Annotated in this window: 12 protein-coding genes and 1 pseudogene; 10 read left to right on the top strand and 3 right to left on the bottom strand. The window is 66.3% G+C overall.

Annotated features, from left to right (window positions below):
• Positions 1 to 41: 41 nt before the first annotated feature.
• Positions 42 to 476: a diacylglycerol kinase gene (locus AWB81_RS29405; protein WP_062640181.1), complete on the bottom strand. Its 435-nt coding sequence runs from the start codon at positions 474 to 476 to the stop codon at positions 42 to 44.
• 445 nt (positions 477 to 921) lie between these two features.
• On the opposite strand from AWB81_RS29405, the gene bcsB reads away from it, so the two are divergent.
• The 9 genes from bcsB (at position 922) to AWB81_RS29355 (ending at position 17,594) form a co-directional block, all read left to right on the top strand.
• Positions 922 to 3,045 carry a cellulose biosynthesis cyclic di-GMP-binding regulatory protein BcsB gene (gene bcsB / locus AWB81_RS29400; RefSeq protein ID WP_159938954.1) on the top strand — a complete coding sequence of 708 codons (2,124 nt, stop codon included), beginning with the start codon at positions 922 to 924 and terminating at the stop codon, positions 3,043 to 3,045.
• Between the two features lie 3 nt (positions 3,046 to 3,048).
• Entirely contained in the window at positions 3,049 to 4,248 is a 1,200-nt protein-coding gene (gene bcsZ / locus AWB81_RS29395; protein ID WP_062640176.1) for a cellulose synthase complex periplasmic endoglucanase BcsZ, read from the top strand.
• On the top strand, positions 4,233 to 8,045 hold the full coding sequence (locus tag AWB81_RS29390) for a cellulose synthase subunit BcsC-related outer membrane protein (protein WP_235025963.1): 3,813 nt from the start codon (positions 4,233 to 4,235) through the stop codon (positions 8,043 to 8,045). Before bcsZ ends, AWB81_RS29390 begins: the two co-directional genes overlap by 16 nt.
• 17 nt (positions 8,046 to 8,062) lie before the next feature.
• A complete protein-coding gene (bcsE, locus tag AWB81_RS29385) occupies positions 8,063 to 10,063 on the top strand; it encodes a cellulose biosynthesis protein BcsE (protein ID WP_062640174.1) in 2,001 nt (666 codons plus the stop codon).
• A gap of 292 nt (positions 10,064 to 10,355) precedes the next feature.
• Positions 10,356 to 11,120, top strand: a complete 765-nt coding sequence (gene bcsQ, locus AWB81_RS29375) for a cellulose biosynthesis protein BcsQ (protein WP_062640170.1) — start codon at positions 10,356 to 10,358, stop codon at positions 11,118 to 11,120.
• 1 nt (position 11,121) lies between these two features.
• Positions 11,122 to 13,653: a UDP-forming cellulose synthase catalytic subunit gene (gene bcsA, locus AWB81_RS29370; protein WP_062640168.1), complete on the top strand. Its 2,532-nt coding sequence runs from the start codon at positions 11,122 to 11,124 to the stop codon at positions 13,651 to 13,653.
• Positions 13,654 to 13,672: 19 nt separating this feature from the next.
• Positions 13,673 to 15,256, top strand: coding sequence for a cellulose biosynthesis protein BcsG (gene bcsG, locus AWB81_RS29365; protein ID WP_062640165.1), 1,584 nt, complete (start codon positions 13,673 to 13,675; stop codon positions 15,254 to 15,256).
• On the top strand, positions 15,253 to 15,483 hold the full coding sequence (locus AWB81_RS29360; RefSeq protein ID WP_062640163.1) for a hypothetical protein: 231 nt from the start codon (positions 15,253 to 15,255) through the stop codon (positions 15,481 to 15,483). The genes bcsG and AWB81_RS29360 overlap by 4 nt, the downstream gene beginning before the upstream one ends.
• Positions 15,484 to 15,488: 5 nt before the next feature.
• Positions 15,489 to 17,594, top strand: a complete 2,106-nt coding sequence (locus tag AWB81_RS29355) for a phosphocholine-specific phospholipase C (RefSeq protein WP_062640187.1) — start codon at positions 15,489 to 15,491, stop codon at positions 17,592 to 17,594.
• Between the two features lie 347 nt (positions 17,595 to 17,941).
• Here the strand turns inward: AWB81_RS29355 and AWB81_RS49155 are convergent.
• Positions 17,942 to 18,055 (bottom strand): annotated as a pseudogene (locus AWB81_RS49155) (HPP family protein); the annotation flags it as partial.
• A 211-nt stretch (positions 18,056 to 18,266) separates the two neighbouring features.
• Here AWB81_RS49155 and AWB81_RS29345 point away from each other — a divergent pair.
• Entirely contained in the window at positions 18,267 to 18,587 is a 321-nt protein-coding gene (locus tag AWB81_RS29345) for a DUF1840 domain-containing protein (protein ID WP_062640185.1), read from the top strand.
• A 412-nt stretch (positions 18,588 to 18,999) separates the two neighbouring features.
• Here AWB81_RS29345 and hmpA read toward each other — a convergent pair whose 3' ends face one another.
• A complete protein-coding gene (gene hmpA / locus AWB81_RS29340; protein ID WP_374730523.1) occupies positions 19,000 to 20,229 on the bottom strand; it encodes an NO-inducible flavohemoprotein in 1,230 nt (409 codons plus the stop codon).
• Positions 20,230 to 21,025 lie beyond the last annotated feature (796 nt).

The following is a 21,025-nucleotide window of genomic DNA, read 5'->3' as shown; positions in this document are numbered from 1 at the left end:
ACATTTCCCCCTTTTAACGGTCCCGGCCGTTTTCTTTGAAGCTACCAGTGCATCCATCGCAACAATAGAGGAAAGCAGATCGTTCCCCAAGTCAGCGCGCAAATCAAAAGTGCTAGGGTTACCGCTGCGCTCCCGCAATCCTTCGCACGAGCCGAAAGCTCATGACGTTCGAGCGAAATGCGGTCGATCGTCGCCTCGATGCTCGAATTGATCAGCTCGACGAGCAGCACCAGCAGCACGGTGACCGCGAGCAACAGTCGCTGGATCGGCGGGATGTCGAGGACAAGCGGCAATGGCGAAAAAAGCAGGAAAAGAATGACCTCTTGGCGAAAAGAGCTTTCCTCGCGCCATGCAGATTTAAAGCCGTTGATCGAATTACGTACTGCGAAAAGAGAGCGAAAGACGCCAGTCAGCTTGGGCATGGCCTCACTGTCTCGATTGATCCCCTCCCGCGTTTCTGTCGACTCGGTTGTCATGGAAAATTTCGTTCCGTTTCGAATTAAACGACGCATTCGTCACTTGAGGACGCCATATCATTATTGCCTATCGCCAGCAGAGCGGACAGAAGGTTTCTACTCGTTTTTGACAAGCGTGTGAAACGAAATGACAATTCAAAACAGTTATGTGCGGTTGCGCACATAACGCACATTCATCTGATATAGAGTTTGGGCGCGGATAGGCATGCGGCCGATTTAAAAGAGAGCCGCTGGATACGCGTACAACGGGCCAGACAGCGCATCGCATAGACAGGTCGCGCGGAAACGCGTCGAAACAGTCATGCTAAATGTATTAATAATACGAAGAATTGGCAATTGCGAGCGGCATCATGGCCGCGAGATGTCCGGTCGGGCATCCGGCTGGTCGTGTCATGGCGGAACCAGCGCACGTTGTGCTGCTTTCGTCATCGCGCTGGTGCTCGCCATGCTGGCCGCGTCTGCCGCTGCGCAGACACCGGCGGCCAGCGACGGCAAGGTCCACATCCCGTTCTCCGCGCTCGGCGCGTACCGCACGCTCAGCCTGCGCGGACTCGAAGACCTGCGCACCGTCAACGTCGGCGTGCGGCGCGACCGCATCGTCAAGGCGGCGCGCCTGCGTCTAACCTATTCGTATTCGCCCGCGCTGCTCTTTCCGATGTCGCACCTGAAGGTGTCGATCAACGACGAGGTCGTCGCTACCGTGCGCTTCGTGGCGGAAAACGCGGGGCGCACGATGACGCAGGAGATCAATATCGACCCGCGCCTCATGACCGATTACAGCGCACTGCAGTTGAAGCTGATCGCGCATTATTCGATGGACCATTGCGAGGACGCGGGGAACACAGGACTGTGGGTCGATATCAGTTCGAACAGCGAGATCGTCCTCGATGAAGTGCCGATCGCGCTGCCCAACGACCTCGCGTTGCTGCCTGCGCCTTTCTTCGACGAGCACGACGTGAACCCGCTGCGGCTCACCTTCGTGCTCCCGCCGAACGCGAGCGACGCGAACCTGCGCACGGCGTCGGTCATCGCGTCGTGGTTCGGATCCCTTGCCGATTACCGCAAGGCGCGCTTCCCTGTGACGCCCGACCTGCCAAAGGACGACAACGCCGTGCTGGTGGGCCGCCTCGACGACCTGCCGCCGAACGTGCGTCCCGCCGACGTCGAAGGACCTGCGCTCGTGATCGTCGACAATCCTGCCTCGCCGGGTCACAAGCTGCTGATCGTGACCGGCAAGAGCGCGCAGGACGTCGATAGCGCGGCCTATGCGCTCGTGCTGCGAAAGCCCGGCCTCTCGGGACCGCTCGCGAAGCTCGAGCCCCGCGAGCCGGAGCCTGAGCGCAGGCCCTACGACGCGCCACGCTTGACGCCGGTTGACCGGCCCGTGCGCTTCGCGGAACTCGCCGAGCGTCCCGAGCAACTGCAGTCGCTCGGCGGCGTACCGGAGACGATCAGCCTCGACCTGCGTGTGCCCGTCGATCTCGTCTCGTGGAACGACGTAGGCGCGCCGCTCGACCTGCGCTATCGTTACACGGCGCCGAGCATGCAGAACAACTCGGCGCTGTCGATCGAGATGAACAAGCAGCTAGTGAAGTCGTATCGCCTGACGCCCAACGGCGACACGGCGGGCGGCAAGTCGTCGGCCGCGCGCGGCTCGACGGTCGAACTCGAGATTCCCGCGTATCAGCTCGCCGCCGCCAATCAGCTCGACTTCCGCTTCAATCTCGATTCGGAGAAAAGCACGCTGTGTTCGAGCGCCGCGGGCAACCCCGCGCGCGCGGCCATCGACCCGGACTCGACGATCGACTTCAGCCGCTTCGTGCATTTCGCGTCGATGCCGAACCTCGCATTCTTTGCCAACAGCGGCTTTCCGTTCACGCGCATCGCGGACCTCGCGGAGACGCTCGTCGTCGTGCCCGCGCACCCGGCTCCTCACGAGCTGGAAACGCTGCTCACGATGCTCGGGCGCATTGGCAGATGGACGGGCTATCCGGCGCTGCGCGTGCAGGTGGCGCGCCCGGCGGAAAGCGCGCGCTTCGCGGGCAAGGACGTGCTGCTGATCGGCGGCTCACCGGCGGTGCCGCTCGTTAGTGCGTGGAGCGGGTCGATTCCACTCGCCGTCGATGCGAGCGCGCGCGACATGAAACGCGTGGCGTTCTCACCCGGCGATGCAGCGCAGGCCGCGGGCGGTGCGCTGCGGCTCAATGCGCACGCGGCGCTCTCGGCGGTGTACGGGTTCCAGTCGCCAGTGACGAAGGGGCGCTCGGTCGTGGCGCTGGTGTCGAGCGACGCGAAGACCGCGCGCGAATTGCTCGATGCGTTCGACAGCCCGCATCTTGTCGGCCTGATCCGCGACGATGTCGCCGTGGTCCAGCGCGACAGCGTCGAGAGCGCGCAGATCGGCGAGCGCTATGCGGTAGGGCATGTGCCCTGGCGGGATCGGGTCTGGGGCTTCGCATCGCGGCATCCAGTGCTGCTCGGCGCGCTCGGCGTGCTGGCGGGGTTGCTGCTCGCGGTCGGCGCGTTCAATTTCCTGCAGCGCCTGGCGCAGCGTCGACAGGGCATGTAAGCGATGACGCATCTCGCCCTGGCATTCGCGCTTGCTCGCCAACTCCGCCTCGCACAGCGCGCGGCGGGGCTCGCGCTGTGTCTTGCACTCGCCGTTATATCGATCGGCCGTGCACAGGCGGCTGAGGACTGCGGTTCGTGGCCGGCGTGGGAGCAGTTCAAGCGCACGTTCCTTTCGGCCGACGGCCGCGTGATCGACACGAGCCAGCAAGACCAGCGTACCGTCTCCGAGGGGCAATCGTACGCGCTCTTTTTCGCGCTGGTCGCCAACGATCGCGCGGTCTTCGACAAGGTCATGCATTGGACCGAGAACAATCTCGCGGCCGGCGACCTGACTTCGCATCTTCCCGCATGGCTGTGGGGCCGTGCGAGCAACGGATCGTGGGGCGTGCTGGATTCGAATCCGGCGTCCGATGCTGATCTCTGGATCGCCTACGCACTTACCGAAGGCGGCGCGCTCTGGCGCGATCGCACGTATGCGCTGCGTGGCGCGCGGCTCGCGGCGCGTGTCATGCAGGACGAGACAATTCCAGTCGCGGGCGTCGGCCGGTTCCTGCTGCCGGGGCCCGTGGGCTTTCATCCGTCCGAGGCCACGTGGGTTGTCAATCCGAGCTATGCGCCGCTGCAGGTGCTGCGCTCGCTCGCCACGCGCTTTCCGGCAGAGCGCCGCTGGCAGCAGCTCGTCGACGGCAGTGCCATCATGCTGCGCGATTCCGCGCCGCGCGGCCTCGCCCCCGACTGGGCGACGTACCGCGCGGGCCACGCGTTCCAACGCGACGCGAACGCCACGGACAGCACGACCGGCTCCTACAACGCAATTCGCGTCTACCTGTGGGCCGGTATGCTCGATCCGGCTGATCAGCAGGGCACGAGGCTGCTGCGCCACTTCGTGCCGTTCGCGGACCAGATTGCCGCGCGCGGCGCGCCGCCCGTGGAAGTCGATGCGGCGACGGGCGCCGCCGGCACCGACGACGGCAACGCGGGCTTCTCAGCGGCGGCGGTGCCATTCCTGATATCGCTCGGCGAACACGCGCTCGCGGCCGCGCAGGCTTCGCGCGTCGAGCGGCTGAACGCGCAGAATGCGCCGGGCTACTACACGAGCGCGCTGTCGCTCTTCGGGATCGGCTGGTACGAAGGCCGCTACTGGTTCGCCGCCGACGGCACCCTGCGGCCCGCATGGAGAGCGACATGCACGACGCGATGAAGCAGGGCGCCTGCAGCGGCGCGGTCGCGGCGTTGCTCCTCGCCCCCGGCGCGGGGCGCGCGGCGGGGGCCGCGCCGCCCGCTGCCTTGCCCGCGGATGCCGCGCGCTTCTTCGACATCTCGCGGATGTGGGCGGCGAAGCATCGCGACGATCTCGCGCTCTCGCAGCTTCAGAAGGCGCTGCTGATCGCGCCCGGCGAGCCGGTGCTGCTCGCAGAGCAAGTCCGCATCCTGCTACGGCTCGGTCAGCCGGACGCCGCGCAAGAGATCCTCGACGGACTGCGCAAGCAAGCGCCGGACGCACCGGAGACGCGCTGTATCGAAGAGGAATACCGCGTGGCGACCACCGGCCGCCAGGAGATAGCCGGCATCCGGCTCCTTGCGCGCAGCGGCCGCGCCGACGAAGCGGCGCGCCGCCTGAAAGCTTTTTTTCCCAACGGCGCGCCGTGCGGCCCGCTCGGCGCCGAGTACAACAAGATCCTCGCGGGCACCGAGTCTGGCAGGCCGCAGGCGGTCGCCGCGCTGCGCCAGGCGCTCTCCGCGAACCCCGACGACGTCGATGCCGCGCTCGTGCTCGCCGTCCTGCTCAATGAGCGCGCGACGCGGGCCGAAGCCGAACGGCTCGCGCATGCGCTTGTCGGAAGGCCGGACGTGGACCGCGCCGTGGCGATCGACGCCTGGCGCCGCGTGCTGAAAGCCGCATCGGAAGAGCCGTCGTACCTGCCGTCGCTGCGCGCGTACGTCGAATTAGCGCCTGACGACGACCAGATGCGCGAGCGTCTCGCCGAACTCGAAGCGGCCGTCGACGCGCAACAGCGCCTCGAGCGCGATCCCGCCTATATTGCGCGCCAACACGGACTTGCCGCACTCGCGCAGGGCGATCTCGCGGGCGCCGAGCCGCTGCTCGTGCGCGCGGCGGCGGCGCGTCCCGACGACCCCGACGCTGTCGGCGGCCTCGGGCTGCTGCGCATGCGCACGGGCGACCGCGAAGCCGCGCACGCGCTCTTCCTGCGCGCGGCGGAACACGCGCCCAACAATCGAGGCAAGTGGCTAGCGCTCGCGCGCACGTCCGAACTTTGGGGAGCGCTCGCTTCGAGCCGCGAGGCGCTTGCGAACGGTCGCCCCGACGAGGCGGAACGCGCTGCGCGCGCCGCGCTGCGCATCCAGCCAAAGAACGAGGACGCGCGGCTGCTGCTCGCCAACGCGCTCGTCGCGCAAGAGCGGTGGACCGAGGCCGAGCCGCTGCTGCGCGGACTGCTTGCCGCTCGCCAGCCGAATCTTTCCGCTGTGGCGCCGCTGCGCGTCGTGTACGAGAAGACCGGCCGCACGGCCGAGCTCGGCGCGCTCTTCGATTCGCTGCAGCGCCGCCAGATGTCGTCGAAGGACAAGCAGGCGCTCGCGCAGATGCGCGCCGAGATGCTCGTCACGCAGGCCGAGCGGCTGCAAGCGCATGGCCGCAACGGCCCCGCCGCCGACCACTACGAAGCGGCGCTCAAGCTCAGTCCCGACGCTGCGTGGACGCGCTTCGCGCTCGCGCGTCTCTATCGCGACCTGGGCTCGCCCGACCTCGGCCGACGCGTGATGGACGACGGCCTCGCGGCAAGCCAGGCGCCATCGATGCGCTACGCGGCGGCGCTCTACGACAACTCGCTCGACGACGCCCGCCGCGCGCAGGCGCTGATCGCGCCCGTGCCCGAGGACGAGCGCACCGATGGCATGCGCGAGCTCGTGCGCAAGCTCGACGTGCACGAGGCGCTGGAAAGCTCGCGCGAGGCGGCGACTCACGGCGAGCGCGAGCGGGCCGCCGCGTCGCTGAAGGAAGCGCGCGACAAGGCGGGCGGCGATCCGTACCTGCTCGCGTCCGTCGGCGCCGCCTACATCGATCAGGGCGCGCCGGACACGGGCGTTGTGCTCCTGCGCAACTGGCTCGACGCGCACCCCGACGCCGACACTGACATCCGCCTGCGCTACGGTGACCTGCTCGGCAGCGCGCGCCGCGACCGCGAGCTGCAGGCGTGGGTGTACGCGCTGCGCGAGCGCGGCGGCCTGAACAAGCGTCAGCTCGCGCGCCTCGAGGACCAGTCGCTGCGCCTCGCGCTGCGCCAGACCGACGAAGCGCTCGACGACCAGGATTTCACGCGCGCGCGCAAGATCCTGGCCGCTGTGAGCCTGACGGGACAGGCGGACCGGCGCTACACGCTGGAAGTAGCGGAACTGGAACGCAAGCAGGGCAATTTCGCGGCGGCGCGCGAGCAGCTCGAACCGGTGCTCGCGAAAACTCCCGACGACGCCGAGGCACAACTGACGCTTGCGCGCGTGCTGGAGGACAGCGGCGAGCGCGACCAGGCGCTCACGGTAACGCGCCGCGTACTGCTGCAAGCCCCGCCCGATGACGTCGATACGCGGCTCGGCACGGTGCGCCGGCTCGCGTCGCTGCACAAGACGGACGAGGCGCGCGCCGTCACCGCCGAGCTGCGCCAGGCCTATCCCGAGCGACCCGACGTGACAGTCCAGGCGGGGAGGCTCGCGCAGCGCGCCGATCACTTCGACGAGGCGGCGTCGCTCTATCGGACGGCGATCGCGCAGGAGGCGGCGTCGGGCCTCGCCGCCGACCGTGGCACGACGCCCGCGCAACGGGCGCTTGAACAACTCGACCAGCGCCGCGAACCGGACCTGGAGGCGGGCGTGCTGTTCGCGTACAAGTCGGGCGATCCAGGTATCTCCGACTATCACGCGCAGCAGGTGCCGGTCTACGGGCAGGTGCCGATCGGCTACGCGGGGCACCTGTTCGCGCACGTCGACACGGTGCGCATGGACGCGGGCACGCTCGAGAATCCGGACGTCGACAGCTATACGCGCAACACCTTCGGTACCTTTGCGGCGCGAGCGGACGGTACGCCGCTCGTGGCGTCGGTGCACCAGCACGCGTTCGGCGTGGCCGTCGGGGCGGGCTATCAGTCGGACGCGTGGCGCTTTGACCTCGGCACGACGCCACTCGGCTTTCCGGTCCAGTACGTCGTGGCGGGCGTGCGCTACCGCTTCGAAACCGACAAGGCGAGCGTTACCGTCAGCGCGTCGCGCCGGCCGGAGACGGGCAGCGAGCTCTCGTACGCGGGCGCGCGCGACCCGGTGACGGGCGTCACGTGGGGCGGCGTGCGGCGCGATGGCATCGACGTGCGCGGCTCCGTCGACATCGGCAAGATCAACGTGTTCGCGAGCATCGGCGGCGGCGTGCTAACCGGGCGCAACGTGCAGACCAACCAGGAGTTGACGATGCGCGCAGGCGTCGACGTGCCGGTCTTCGAGCGGCCGGACATGCGCGTCTCGACGGGGCTCGTCGGCAACGCCTGGCATTACACGAACAACCTGCGCTTCTATACGTACGGGCAGGGCGGTTACTACAGCCCGCAGCGGTATCTCGCGCTCGGCGTGCCCCTCGAATGGAGCGGCCGGCGCAACGCGTTCACCTGGGACGTCGAGGCGGTCGTCGGCATGTCGTGGACCTACGAGCGTGATTCGCCTTACTTTCCGATTGGGCTGCCGGCGTCCTCGAGCGTGCAGGGCGGCGGGGACAACGTTTTCAAGGGCGGCTCGGGCGGCGGGTTTTCCTACGCTTTTCGCGGCGCGCTCCAGTATCGGTTTAGTCCGAAGCTGGTAGCTGGAGTCAGGCTCTCGATCGAGCATTCGCATGACTACGTGCCGAGCGCCGCGATGGTCTACGTGCGCTATGACTTCGACGCCCGCGGGCGCGACACGAGTTTGCAGCCAAGGCCGGTGCGGTTGTATTCGAGTTACTAAAGACAACGGGAACAATCATGAACGACGTGACCTGCGGTGGTTTCAGCCGGGCGGGCAAGGAGCCGGCGGGATGGCTCGCCGGCTTGCGCGCGTCGCTGCGGCGCTTGCCGCGTGCGCGGCCCGGCGAGCGCGTCGCGATCGACGGGCTACCGGAGAAGTGGTCCGCACTTGCACGCGGCGCGGTGCACGCGATTTATACGGCGGCGGGCTCGCGGGCTTGCGATGCGCTGATCTGGAATACGGCGCGCGAGGCGGGTTTGGCGAATGTGACCGTCGTGCGCGCGCTGCCGCGTGAGGACGCGGCGGCGCAGTTGCGTGCGCTCGGATTTGCCGATGGAGAACGTGCGCAGGGGTGGCCGCGGCACTTCAACGTGCTCACGATGGCGGTGGAGGGGATGCAAGCGGACGAATCTGACGTGTTGGGTGTATCGGGCGGGACGAGATCGACGGGCACATTGGGCATGCCGGACGCATCAGACGACGCATCGAGCGTATCGGGAATTTCGGGCACTCCGGCAGCAACGGGCGCATCAAGCGCGCCGGACGCCTCAAGCCTTTCAACCATCCAGAGTGCCTCACCCGCCCCCGAACCCAGCGCCGCCCGGGTCCGCGCCGCCCTGCGCGCCCTCGCCAAGCGCGGTTTGCGTTCGCATTCGCTGTGCGTCGTCGAGGGTGCGGAGCGCTGGTTCAGCTGGAACGATCCGGCCGGCTTGCGCCGCGAAGGCGATCTTCTCGCGCGCTGGTGCGCGAAGCGCCGCGTCTCGCTGATCCTGATCTTTCGCACCGAACCCATCATCCGCGGCGAAGCTCCGCGCGCGCATGTCCCCCCGGCGCACGCCTACGAAAGCTCGGGCGCGCTGCACGTGCGCTTTGCCGGCGTCGCGCGGATGGGCGAGGTCGCGGGCGAACTGCGCTGGCACGTCGATTTCTGGCGCACCGGGCACACGCTCATCGCCAACGAAACCTGCGCGCTGCGCCTGAGCGCGTCGGGCGCGCTTGCCGCACAGCTCGAGCCGCCGTGCCACGGACGCATTCCGTCGAAATACCTCGCCGACGACGAACAGCGCACCGTCGTCGTGAGTTCGCTGGCGGTCGGCGAAGCGTGGCTCCCCGGCGATTGGGAACTGCAGCCGGACAACGCGGCAGTGTTCGCGGCCTGCGCCGACGCGCGCGCCGCGACCGTCGTGTTCGCGCTCGATGGCGGCACGCCGCTCGCAGACCTGTGCGAAATGATCCACGCGCTGCGTAGACAGTGCGGCGGTGCCCTAAAAATCGCCGTCGCGCAACGCGGCGAAACGATCGGCCTGCACTACGAGTTGCTTTTGCTTCGGGTCGGCGCGGATCGGATTCTCGGCCGCGACCTGCCGATCTCGGGATTGCTTTCCGCGCTGCGCTCGCTACAAGGGCACGTGCACACGCGCGCCATTGTCGACGATACGGCCGCCGCACTCGTCGCCGCCCAGCCGGACAGGGCCGGCGGCTACGCGCCGCTGCCAGCTTTCTGCGAGCGCGTGGGCGCGGCACTCCAACGCGGGGCGCTGCTCGCGCTGCCCCACGTGCTCGTCGAGCTCACGCTGCGCGCCGACGTGTCGCATCTCGATGCGCTCTGCGCTACGCTCTCGCGCCAGCCGGGACGCCTTGCAACGGTCGATGCCACGCATCTCTACCTGTTTCTCTTCGCCTGCGAGCCGCCCGACGCGCAGGACCGGCTCGCGCAAGTTTTCACGCCATCGGCCGCGCGTCTCTTCGATGACCGCAAGCTCTACGCGGGCTCCCGCATCGCGGCGCAGCTCGAGCTCATGCGCGAGCGTGCGCGCCACACGCGCTCGCCCGATTACAGCGACGTACTGCCGGTCGCAGCATCTTCCTCGGCAGGCGCGCCGCCCGGCGTCACCGATGTGGGAGTCGGCATGCGCTGGGTGCCCGTCGGCGGCGCGGTGGTGGACGCGCGGCAAGTCGGCGCGCGCTGCCCAGCCGAGCGCTGCCCCTTGCCCGTGAGGCGCGAGGAGAGCGCATGATCGCGATGCTGTTTGCGTGCATCGGAGCGGGCGCCATCTGCGCGATACCGCTGTGCTGGCTCTGGCAGCGCCGGCACACGCGTGCGGGGCGGCTGCCGGACCTTCGCTTCGAGCTGGTCGTAACCGACGCGCTGCTCGTGCATAGACCAGGCGTTCCGGGCGGCCGAAGCGTCGCAAGCGCGGCAAGCGCGGCAAGCGCGGCAAGCAACCCGAGCGTCTCAAGCGGAGCAAGCGTCCCGAGCGTGGCAAGCGCCCAAAGCGTCCCACGCGGCGCGAGCAACGGGAACCCGCGATGACCGTGATCGCAATCGTATCGGCGGCGGGCGGCGCGGGGCGGACCACGGTCTGCAGCGCGCTCGCGGTGCTGCTCGCGCGGCGCGCGCGCCAGGTGTTCGCGCTCGAACTCGACGCACAGAACATCCTCGGCGCCTATCTCGGACTCGACTCGCTCATGCCGCGCGGCCTCGTCCACGCGCTCTTGGACAGCCGCCAGGCCTGGCACGAGGAGTCCTTTCGCAGCGTGGACGGCGTGATGTTCGTGCCCTACGGCGCGCTCGACGCAACCCACATCGGCGCAAGCGAAGCCGCGCTCGCCGCGCTGCCCGACTGGCTCGCCAGCGCGCTCGCTGACATCGACGTGCAGCCGGGTGGCGCGGTGCTGCTCGACACGGCGCGCTATCCCTCGCAGCAGGCTGAGCAGGCGATGCGCGCCGCCGACCTGGTGCTGTGCGTGACCACGCCCGACCCCGCAGGCTGCGTGGCGCTCGCGGCCGCGCTGCATGGTATGCGGCGTCCCGGGGCGGTGTTTTACATCGTCGTGAACCAGATTGACCCTGCGCACGCGATGCATCGCGATGCGCTCGCGCTCTTGCGCGCGCGCGTCGGCGCGGCGGCGATCCTGCCGCAGCGGCTGCATCGGGATGCCGCGCTGCCGGATTCCTTCGCGCGCGGCGCTTGGGTCTTCGACGAGGCGCCCCATGCGCAGATTTCGCACGACCTGCACGGACTGGCCCACTGGCTCGACGGTTGGCTGTCCGGGCGCGGCGGGGCCGGCTAATATGGGCGCGACCCGCGACGCGCGCATGCCGGCGCCGGGCCGGTTGGCGAACTGGCTCGCACGCCGCCTGGGCGTCGCAGAGTCGCGCACACGCACCGACTGGCTCGTGCGGCTGCTGTTCCGCGCGCCGCGCCCCGGCCGCGCGGACCTGCCGCAGTTGCTGATCGGCGCGTTCGGCGCGCGGCTTTCGAGCGAGTGGCAGGTCGGCGCGCGCGCGCCGTGGCGTCTGTGGCTGTGGCGGGCGCTCGTGCGGCCCGCGCGGCCGGGCGGCGTCGCCGCGTCGCTGCGCGCGGCAATCGACGGACCATTGGGCGTGCTCCAGTCGATCGCCGCCTTCGCGCGCTGCCAGTGTCGCCGTGCCGATGCCGCCATCGGATGCCTGCCGTGGACGCCCATCGCTGCCGCGCTGGAAGGCGCGAGCGGCGCTGCGGGCAGGCGCCGCGGCGCGTTGCCGTTCATCGTGCTGAGCGGCGCCGCGCTCTTCGTCCTCGCGAGCACCACGGCGCTTTCCACGGCCTCGCAGTTGCAATTCGGCGCTGTCTCGCTCGCGGCGGCATTGGTGATCCGGCGCATGCCCGGCCGGCTGCCGCTCTTGCTGCTCGCGTCGCTCGCGCTCCTGATGACCGCGCGCTACGCGTGGTGGCGCGCCACCGCGACGCTAGATTTCCGCTCGCCCGGGGACACGCTCGTCGGCTACACGCTCTTCGGAGCGGAGGCATACACGTGGCTAATCCAGCTTTTCGGATTCGTGCAGACGGCCTGGCCCCTCAGGCGCGAAATCGCGCCAATGCCGCCCGACCCGGCGGCGTGGCCTACCGTCGACGTCTACATTCCGACCTACAACGAACCGCTCTCGGTCGTGCGGCCGACGGTGTTCGCGGCGCAAGGCATAGACTGGCCAGCGGACAAACTGCGCATCTACCTGCTCGACGACGGCCGCCGTCCCGAGTTCCGCGCGTTCGCCGCGCAGGCGGGGATCGAATACCTGACGCGCGAGGACAATAGCCACGCGAAGGCGGGCAACATCAATCGCGCGATGGAGCGTACGCAAGGCGAATACATTGCGATCTTCGATTGCGATCACGTTCCCGCGCGTTCGTTCCTGCAAACGACGATGGGCACGTTCCTCCGCGAGCCGAAGTGCGCGATGGTCCAGACGCCGCACCACTTCTTTTCGCCGGACCCGTTCGAGCGCAATCTCTCGACGTTCCATCGCGTGCCGAACGAGGGCTATCTGTTCTACGGGCTCGTGCAGGCCGGCAACGATCTCTGGAACGCGTCGTTTTTCTGCGGGTCGTGCGCGATCATCAAACGCAGCGCGCTCGAGGAGGTGGGCGGTGTGGCGGTCGAGACCGTCACCGAGGACGCGCACACCGCACTCAAGCTGCACCGGCGCGGGTACACCACGGCCTATCTACCGACGGTGCAGGCCGCCGGCCTCGCCACCGAAAGCCTTGCCGGCCATATCAGGCAGCGCGCACGCTGGGCGCGCGGCATGGCGCAGATCTTCCGCATCGACAACCCGTTTCTCGGGCGCGGCCTCAGCGTGTTCCAGCGGCTCTGTTACGGCAACGCGATGCTGCATTTCTTCTACGGCATCCCACGCCTCGTCTTCCTGACGATGCCGATGGCCTACCTCTTTTTCAACATGCATTTCATCCACGCGCCGGCGCTGGCCATCGTCGCCTACGTGCTGCCTTACATCGCGCTCGCGAATGTCGCGAACTCGCGGCTGCAAGGGGGCTTCCGGCACTCGTTCTGGGCGGAAGTCTATGAATCGGTGCTCGCATGGTATGTCGCCTTGCCGACCACCATCGCCGTGCTAAGCCCGAAGCACGGCAAGTTCAACGTCACCGACAAGGGCGGCCGCATCGACGAAGGCTATTTCGACTGGGCCGTGTCGCGTCCGTACATCGTGCTGATCGCACTGAACGCGCTCGCGCTCGCCGTGGGCTTGTACTCGCTCACGAGCGACGATCCCTACGAAGCTCCGACCGTGCTGATGAACATGCTCTGGACCGTCTACAACCTCGTGATGCTGGGCGCGGCCGTCTGCGTCGCGCTGGAGGCGAAGCAAACCCGCGCGACTCAGCGCATCGAGATGCGACTGCCCGCGACGCTCGTGCTCGACGACGGCCGCTCGATCGCCTGCTCGACACGCGACTGTTCGCTCGGCGGCTTCGGCCTCACGCTCCCTGAAGGGCTTGCAATCGCTTCCGATCAATCGCTGTCGGTCTGCGTGAGGCGCGCCGAGCAGGAGTTCGGCTTTCCGGTGCGCGCGGTCTGGCAGTCAGGGACTCAGCTCGGCGTGAAGCTCGAACAGCTCGATTTCGAAGTGGAGCGGCGGCTAGTTCAGATGACGCTCGGCCGCGCCGACGCGTGGATCAAGTGGCACGACACCGAAATCGGCGACAAGCCGCTGCGCGGACTGAACGAAGTTGTGCAGGTCGGCCTGCTGGGCTATGCGCGGCTCGGGCGCGACAGCTTGCGCGTGATGCGCGCTCGCGTCGCGGCGGCGCGCACGCGATCGTAAGAATGATAGGTGGATGACTATGACGTTCTGGAACCTGTACTTCATCCTCAAGCTCTACCTGTGGTCGACCGGCCACCTGATGCCGATCTGGGCCGCGAACATCGCATTCGCGCTGGCGCTCGGCGCGACGTCGTTCTGGCGCACGCGGCTCGCCCGCACCGGACGCTTCCTCGTGGCGCTCGGGATCGCGCTGCCGCTGATGTATCGCGAGGCGAACGTGCCGCCGTTCGCGCGGCTCGTGAACGAACTCGGCGCGATGATGCATTTCAGCGCCGGATACTGGCTCGAGCTCGCCGAGCGCTTCGTGCCGCCAGCGCTGCTCCTGGCGGGCGTCGGAGCGGTCGTCGTGTATCTCGTCGTGAATCGTTGGGTGCGCGTGTCGACGTTCGTCATCGCCGCGCTCATCACGGCGCCCGTCTACGATCTGAGCCGCGCCATCCAGATGCCGGGCAATGCCGCCTCGCCCGCGGCGCTCTCGACCACGGCGCTCTCGCAGCCGAAGCGTGCCGGCAGCCTGCCGGACCAGGTGGTCGCCGCCGGCCACGACAGCGAGCTCGCCACGTTCCGAAGCGAAGAGTCGAAGCGGAGGGTGAGCTTCGGCCATCTCACGGGCAACGCGGACGCCCAGTTCGATATCATCGTGTTGCATGTCTGCTCGCTGTCATGGAACGACCTCGATGTCGCCAAGGCGCGCACCCATCCGATGCTGAGCCACTTCGACTTTGTCTTCACGAATTTCAGCACAGCGGCGAGCTACAGCGGCCCCGCCGCCGTGCGCATACTGCGCGCCGCGTGCGGACAGGAGCCGCACCAGAAGCTCTACGAACGCACCGACGCCGACTGCTATATCCTGAGCGCGCTCGCCCGCGCGGGCTACATGCCGCAGGTGCTGCTCAATCACGACGGTCATTTCGGCGACTTTGCGCAGACCGTCGCCAAGAACAGTGGCGCGACGAACGTGCCGTTCCTGCCGAACGGCGGCGCGCCGATCCAGATGCGCTCCTTCGACGATTCGCCGATCCGCGAGGACTACGGCGCGCTCGCCGGCTGGTACGCGCAGCGCACCCAGATTCAGGGGCCGGTCGTGCTGTACTACAACACAATAAGCCTGCACGACGGCAACCGCCTGCCCGGCGTGACGGGCACGAGCCTCGAGACCTATCCGCGCCGCGTCCAGAAGCTGATGACCGATTTCGACCGCTTCGCCGACCTCGTCGCGAGCTCGGGCCGGCGCGCCGCGATCGTCTTCGTGCCGGAGCATGGCGCGGCGCTCGCCGGCGACAACGACCAGATCGCCGGGCTGCGCGAAGTGCCGACACCGCACATCGTCCATGCGCCGGTGGGCATCCGGCTCATCGGGTTCGGCGGGACGCACCCGCCCGCCGCGGTGATCACGCAGCCGTCGAGTTTTCTCGCGCTTGCCCAACTGCTCGCGAACCTCGTCGCGCGCAGTCCGTTCCAGGCCGGCGTAACGCTCGGTGACTATGCCACCAACCTCCCGAGCACGCGCATGGTCGGAGAAAATGAACAGACGCTGACGATGGGCACGGCGGATGGCTTCTCGGTTCGCACGCCGGACGGCGTATGGGTAGACGAGCGATGAACGACGCCGCGAACACGCATGACGACTGGCCGGTGAACGACGTGCGCGGCCTCGCCGAGCGACTGCCCGGTCTTGACCCGCAGGCCTACTACGACGACGAAGCCGTGCGCGCTTACGAGGCCGCCTTGCAGCGCTGCCCCGCGCTCGCGCGCCTGCTCGGTCTGGCGGCGGCTCAGGCCGAAGCTGCGGCCGGGACGCCGTGGCATCCGCCGCTCGCATTGAGGTGAACGCGATGCGGGCCACCAGCCGAAGGCAATTCCTGCGGATGATGTCGACGTGCGCCGGGGCCGTGCTCGCGCCGCCCGTACGCGCCGCACTCACGCTGCCCGCGACCGGACGCAGCGGCACGATCAAGGATGTGGGCCACGTCGTGATCTTCATGCAGGAGAACCGCTCGTTCGACCATTATTTCGGCACTCTGGGCGGCGTGCGGGGCTTTCGCGATCCGCGTCCGCTCACGCTCGCAAACGGACGACCGGTGTGGTATCAACCCGGCGCGTCGGTGTTCACGAGCGCGTATCGGAGCCGAGGCCTGCCGGCCGACGCAGCGTTCGTGCTGCCGTTTCACCTTGACTCCAAGGCGACGACCGAATTCACGCCGGGCACCGACCATAGCTGGAGCACGGGTCACCTTGCGTGGAACGAGGGTCGCTACGACGCGTGGGTCGACCAGAAGCAGGACCCGCTCACGATGGCGTACCTGAAGCGCGCGGACCTGCTCTATCACTTCGCGCTCGCCGATGCCTTCACCCTATGCGACGCCTATTTCTGCTCGGTACACGCCGACACAGCGCCCAACCGCCTGATGCTTTTCACCGGCACTATCGACCCGCGCAACACGCTCGGGCCCCTGCGCAATGGTCCTGGTTTCAGCGAGCGCGACGCAACCGATCCCTATAGCTGGACGACGTACCCCGAGCGGCTCGAAGCGGCGGGGATCGACTGGAAGGTGTATCAGGGCGGCACGGGCCTGCCCGGCGATCCGACCGACAACTACACCAACAATTCGCTCGAATTCTTCCAGCACTTCCAGACCGCGAACGGTCCGCCTGCCGCGCTCGTGCAAAAGGGCGTGTTGCAGCATTCGCTCGCCGAGTTCCGGCGCGACGTCGACGCGAACCGACTGCCCGCCGTCTCCTGGATCATCGCGCCGAAGATGTACTGCGAGCACCCGAGCGCCTGCCCCGCAGACGGTGCTTACTACATCAATACGATCCTGGAAGCGCTGACGTCAAACCCGCAGGTCTGGGGCAGTACCGTGCTCTTCATCAACTATGACGAGAACGACGGTTTCTTCGATCACGTCGTCCCGCCAATGCCGCCGCTCGCGAGCACGCAGGGCAATGTCGGGCTGGTGTCTCGGCGGCTCGTCGACAGCCTCGTCGACGAGATCATCAACCTCGACGACTATCCGCGCCACAAGACCCCGTTGATCCCTAACGCCGATCCCGGCGGACGCCAGCCGATCGGCCTCGGGCCGCGCGTGCCGATGATCGTGGTGTCGCCGTGGACGAGAGGCGGATGGGTCTGCTCGCAGGTGTTCGATCACACCTCGGTGCTGCAGTTTCTCGAGGCGCGCTTCGGCGTCCCCGAGCCGAACATCAGCGCATGGCGCCGCGCGGTGTGCGGCGACCTGACCTCGGCATTCGACTTCGCGGCAGGCCCCGATATGGCGGTGCGCGGGTTCGGGCCGGTGGCGCGCGTGGGGTCGGCGGGGGGGGCGATCGTAGTGCCCGAACCGCAGGCGATGCCCGTGTGCGAAGGCGGCACACGGCCGGCGCGCGCGTTGCCCTACGCGCTGCTAATGAACGGCCGTATCGCCGACGGGCTCTTTCTGCTGGACTTTCGCAATCGAGGCGCGGGCGTCGCGTTCTATGTCTACGATCGGGTGCGGACTCAAAACCCGCCGCGCCGCTATACGATGGCCGCGGGTGATGCTTTCTCCGACTTCTGGCAACTGCGCGATTCCTCCCGCTACGACCTGGCCGTCTACGGGCCGAACGGCTGTTTGTTCGAATTTCGCGGGACTGCAAGCGGCGCCGCTCTGCCGGAAGTCAATCTCGCGCTCGACGCAGCGGCGCTCAGCGCGACGCTACGCCTTACGAACGGAGGGACGTCAGCGTGCCGACTCAGTGTCGTGAATGCTTACCACACGGCACCCGCGCGCGAATTCAGCGTCGCGCCGGGAGCGACGGTGGAGGACCGCTGGGACTTGTCGATGCGGGCAGGATGGTTCGACTTGAGCGTCGCATCGGTCAGCTTCGTGGGGTTCGCCCGGCGGTACGCGGGGCATCTGGAAACGGGCGCCCCGTCGATCAGCGATCCGGGGCCGGTTTGAGCGCGTTGTAAGCAGGGGCTCGATTAAAAGAATTCGGGGGATGCGCGCTCGGCGGTCGAGTCAAACCGGGGCCGCCTGCCGCCACTCATCGCTACCCGGCCGAAAAAAATAGCCAGTGAATGGCTGCCGACGATACGCGACATGCACCCGGGCAAAAAGCGCAATGAGACATACCTCACGCCCGTCTAGGGGTTATCGTCCTTTCCTGGCGATTTCTGAAGGTAGTTGCGCGCATAGCGGCTCGTTGCCATGCTCGGCGACTGAGTTGCTTCTACATCACGTGCCGTCGTAGCAGAGAAGGATCCGATCGAATGACGACATTCCAGACGTCTCAGGTAACGAGCGCGAAGAACGGCGGTTAGCGCCACAGCACCCGACTGCGGATGCACGCACCGCGGTGCAAACGCCGCACAGATCGTGAAGGAGACCGCTAGCGGCGTCGCGTCCACGAGATCGAAGATTCGCGGTACCGGCGATCCCTCTCGCACAGCCATTGTCAATTCCATCGGAGAAGATCGCCGTTACCCGGTAGGACGTCCAATGAGCGCCGCCAGCCAGTTCTGTAGCGCTGGCCAGGCTTTCAATACATCATAACGTGATGTAAAATGAAATCAAGTTCGTAGAGCAATTGGGCTGGGTTCTCGACCCGCGACTCGACAGGGAGGAATGATCATGTTGATCACATTTCAATCAAAAGCTGCTCCGGATGTCACGATGCTCAAGGACTTGGCAGGCTACCTGCTGGGGCTAGTTGGCAAGCGGCTGGACGTGCGTGGAGTCATCACGCGAGAGCAGCTACCGAAGGCGATTGAGCGTCTGGAGGCCGCGATCGTCGACGACAAAAAACTTGAAGAAGAACAGGCCTCTCTCCATCATGTTCTGCACGGTAGGTCTCACGAGCATCGCGCAGGACTTGCTCAGCGCGCCTACCCATTTCTTGATATGTTGCGCCAGGCATGCGATAGCGAGACAGACGTCATCTGGGGACTCTGACTACCTTCTACACGCTTGCGAAATAAGGCTTGCATCTTGCTCGGGGAGAACCCAATGTGGTCGGCTCCTAACGAACTAATCGTGAAGTCTCTGGCTTTCACAGTACTGTGGGGCATTTTCGTTACCGGTTCGTTTGGCCAGCCACGACATGCGGCGACATACGCAACCGCGGCCGGCCGATCGCCTGAAACGAGACGGCCGTCCGGCGAACACCTTACGTTCCTTTGGGCATGAGTCTGATTCGTCGTAGGTACTGGTCAGAATTCGAGAACTTATCCACTTTATGCGGTGCTAGCACCAGGGCGCAACCCGACCCCTCGCAACGAACCGCTAGTTTATGGCGACTTGGAAGCCACCCTTGCCGCTCGTGCGAGAGATCGCCTGAACAGGAAATACGCGCATCGTCCGGCGCCTAACGCAGGTCGCCAACTCCGAAAACCTCAGTGTGAATGCGGGATGCGTCGACGCCCAGCGCCTTCAATGCGTCGACCTGCGCCCGCATGAAGGGCATCGGCCCGCACAAGTAGTAGTCCGCGTCTCGAAACAGAACAGCTTCGCGAATCTTCGCGAGGTCAAGGAGGCCGGGGAAGTCGTAGTCTCTGCCCAGAACGTCGTTCGGCCCGATTTCCTCGTAGAACGTGATCTTCGAGGCATTCGGATGGTCTGCGACGATGTCATCGAGCCATTCCCGAAAGGCATGTACGCGACGCTTACGACATGCGTGGAGGAAGCTGACGTAGCGCGTTGCGGAATCCATCACGATTGTCGCCAGCATCGAAACCATGGGCGTCAGGCCGACGCCGCCGCTCACCAGTACAACAGGCGTTCGCTTGGTACGGTCAAGGACAAAATCGCCATACGGTGCGCTGACCTCGACATGTCCTCCGACGTGTAGTTCGTCATGCAACAAGTTGGAGACCCGGCCGGCAGGTTTTGGCGTGTCACTGGCGCCGGCGCCCTCGCGTTTTACGGAAATGCGTAGCCATTTCCCGTGCGGCGCATCAGAAAGGCTGTATTGGCGCGGCTGTTCGAGACCGAGGTCGCCTACATAGCGCTTGACGCTCACGAACTGGCCTGGATCGAAGGGCGGGAGCAGCTTGCCGTCGGTGGGTACCAGATAAAAAGACGTGATTTCGTCGCTTTCGTCAACTTTGCGCACGACCTCGAACGGGCGCCACCCGATCCAGCCGCCCGGTTGTGCAGCGCGCTGACTGTATAGTCCTTTCTCGGCGTCGATCATGACGTCTGCAAGCTGCTGGTACGCGGCGGCCCACGCGTCGCGCATTTCATCACTGAAGGCATCACCCAGCGTTTCGCCCATCGCGGCGAGCAGATGTTCGCCCACGATCGGATAGTGCTCTGGCTGTACGCCGAGACTGGCATGCTTCTGGGAGATTCGTTTGACGGCGGGACCGAGCGCGCCCAGATTGTCGATGTTGGAGGCGTAAGCCCAAACTGCATGCGCAAGCGCCTCCTGCTGTCCACCGGATCGCTGATTGGTGTGGTTGAAGAGGTTCCTGAGCTCGGGATGATGTTCAAAGAGGCGACGGTAAAACCGTGTCACCACAGTCAATCCATGCTCGCTCAGAACGGGCGCGCTCGACTTGATGATCTCGGTCTGTCGTGGGGTCAAAGCCATGATCCTTCTCCTGTATATGCGCTGCGGGCGATCGGCGATCGGGCTTTCCCGCTCAACTGCGCGAGACTCAAGAGATGAAGCACGCCTCGTATGCATCAGTGCACCGGCGTTCCGTTAGATTATATTTCACGTCGTGATACATTGAGACTAAGTGGGGCCACTATTTCGCGGGAATCCCGACGTGGAAAACCCTTTGCGCGACCGTGTATCGAAAGACGTGTGCAAGTGAATATGAGAAGCGAGGGTCCCGGCCGCTAGCTCTAAAAAACGGGCGCGCGCGGTCTACCCGGCAAGTTGATCTGTGCGATTCACAGATATCGTTTCACTTTCTGGGGTTATCGTACTTTCCGTGGGAAATCTGGCGGTTTGATCGTGAAGAACCAGGTGGATCAACAATTTGCAATATCGCCGAATGCGAGAAAGTTCCCGAACCGCCAAGCCCCACTGCAAGCGCCTCTTCACGTGACTATCGCCAGATTTTGCACGATCCGGACGATTACCCCGGATAGCAGTTCGTTCATCGGGAAGGCGTTAGATGCGCGATTGCATTTGGATCGGCGATAGCGAAGCGCCTCGCGCGAGGCTGGAAATGGCTCTGTATCTTGTGCTTTACCCTTCCGGTGTTGGTTGATTAGCGGCCGGAACCCCAGGCACCCTTGTCGATGCACGACCGTGCGGTAAGCCAATCGGCGGGACTCGCTCTATCTATTCATTGATAAATAGTCGGTCTTGCAGAATCGCGCGAAGCCAAGCGCAGCGTGCGGATAGGTGCAGATAAGCAGTTGCGAAACTCCCAGTT

It is taken from the genome of Caballeronia arationis (assembly GCF_001544975.2).
In the GTDB taxonomy this organism is placed as follows: Bacteria; Pseudomonadota; Gammaproteobacteria; order Burkholderiales; family Burkholderiaceae; genus Caballeronia; species Caballeronia arationis.
The sequence above is the reverse complement of the archived record's forward strand: the minus strand, read 5'-3'. Positions and strand labels throughout refer to the sequence as shown.

Bases quoted from the DNA above. Each gene is read 5' to 3' on its own strand.
- AWB81_RS29405 (WP_062640181.1), bottom strand. From the start codon at position 476: ATGACAACCGAGTCGACAGAAACGCGGGAGGGGATCAATCGAGACAGT.
- AWB81_RS29345 (WP_062640185.1), top strand. From the start codon at position 18,267: ATGTTGATCACATTTCAATCAAAAGCTGCTCCGGATGTCACGATGCTC.
- bcsZ (WP_062640176.1), top strand. From the start codon at position 3,049: ATGACGCATCTCGCCCTGGCATTCGCGCTTGCTCGCCAACTCCGCCTC.
- bcsA (WP_062640168.1), top strand. From the start codon at position 11,122: ATGGGCGCGACCCGCGACGCGCGCATGCCGGCGCCGGGCCGGTTGGCG.
- bcsG (WP_062640165.1), top strand. From the start codon at position 13,673: ATGACGTTCTGGAACCTGTACTTCATCCTCAAGCTCTACCTGTGGTCG.
- bcsQ (WP_062640170.1), top strand. From the start codon at position 10,356: ATGACCGTGATCGCAATCGTATCGGCGGCGGGCGGCGCGGGGCGGACC.
- AWB81_RS29360 (WP_062640163.1), top strand. From the start codon at position 15,253: ATGAACGACGCCGCGAACACGCATGACGACTGGCCGGTGAACGACGTG.
- AWB81_RS29355 (WP_062640187.1), top strand. From the start codon at position 15,489: ATGCGGGCCACCAGCCGAAGGCAATTCCTGCGGATGATGTCGACGTGC.
- bcsB (WP_159938954.1), top strand. From the start codon at position 922: ATGCTGGCCGCGTCTGCCGCTGCGCAGACACCGGCGGCCAGCGACGGC.
- bcsE (WP_062640174.1), top strand. From the start codon at position 8,063: ATGAACGACGTGACCTGCGGTGGTTTCAGCCGGGCGGGCAAGGAGCCG.
- AWB81_RS29390 (WP_235025963.1), top strand. From the start codon at position 4,233: ATGCACGACGCGATGAAGCAGGGCGCCTGCAGCGGCGCGGTCGCGGCG.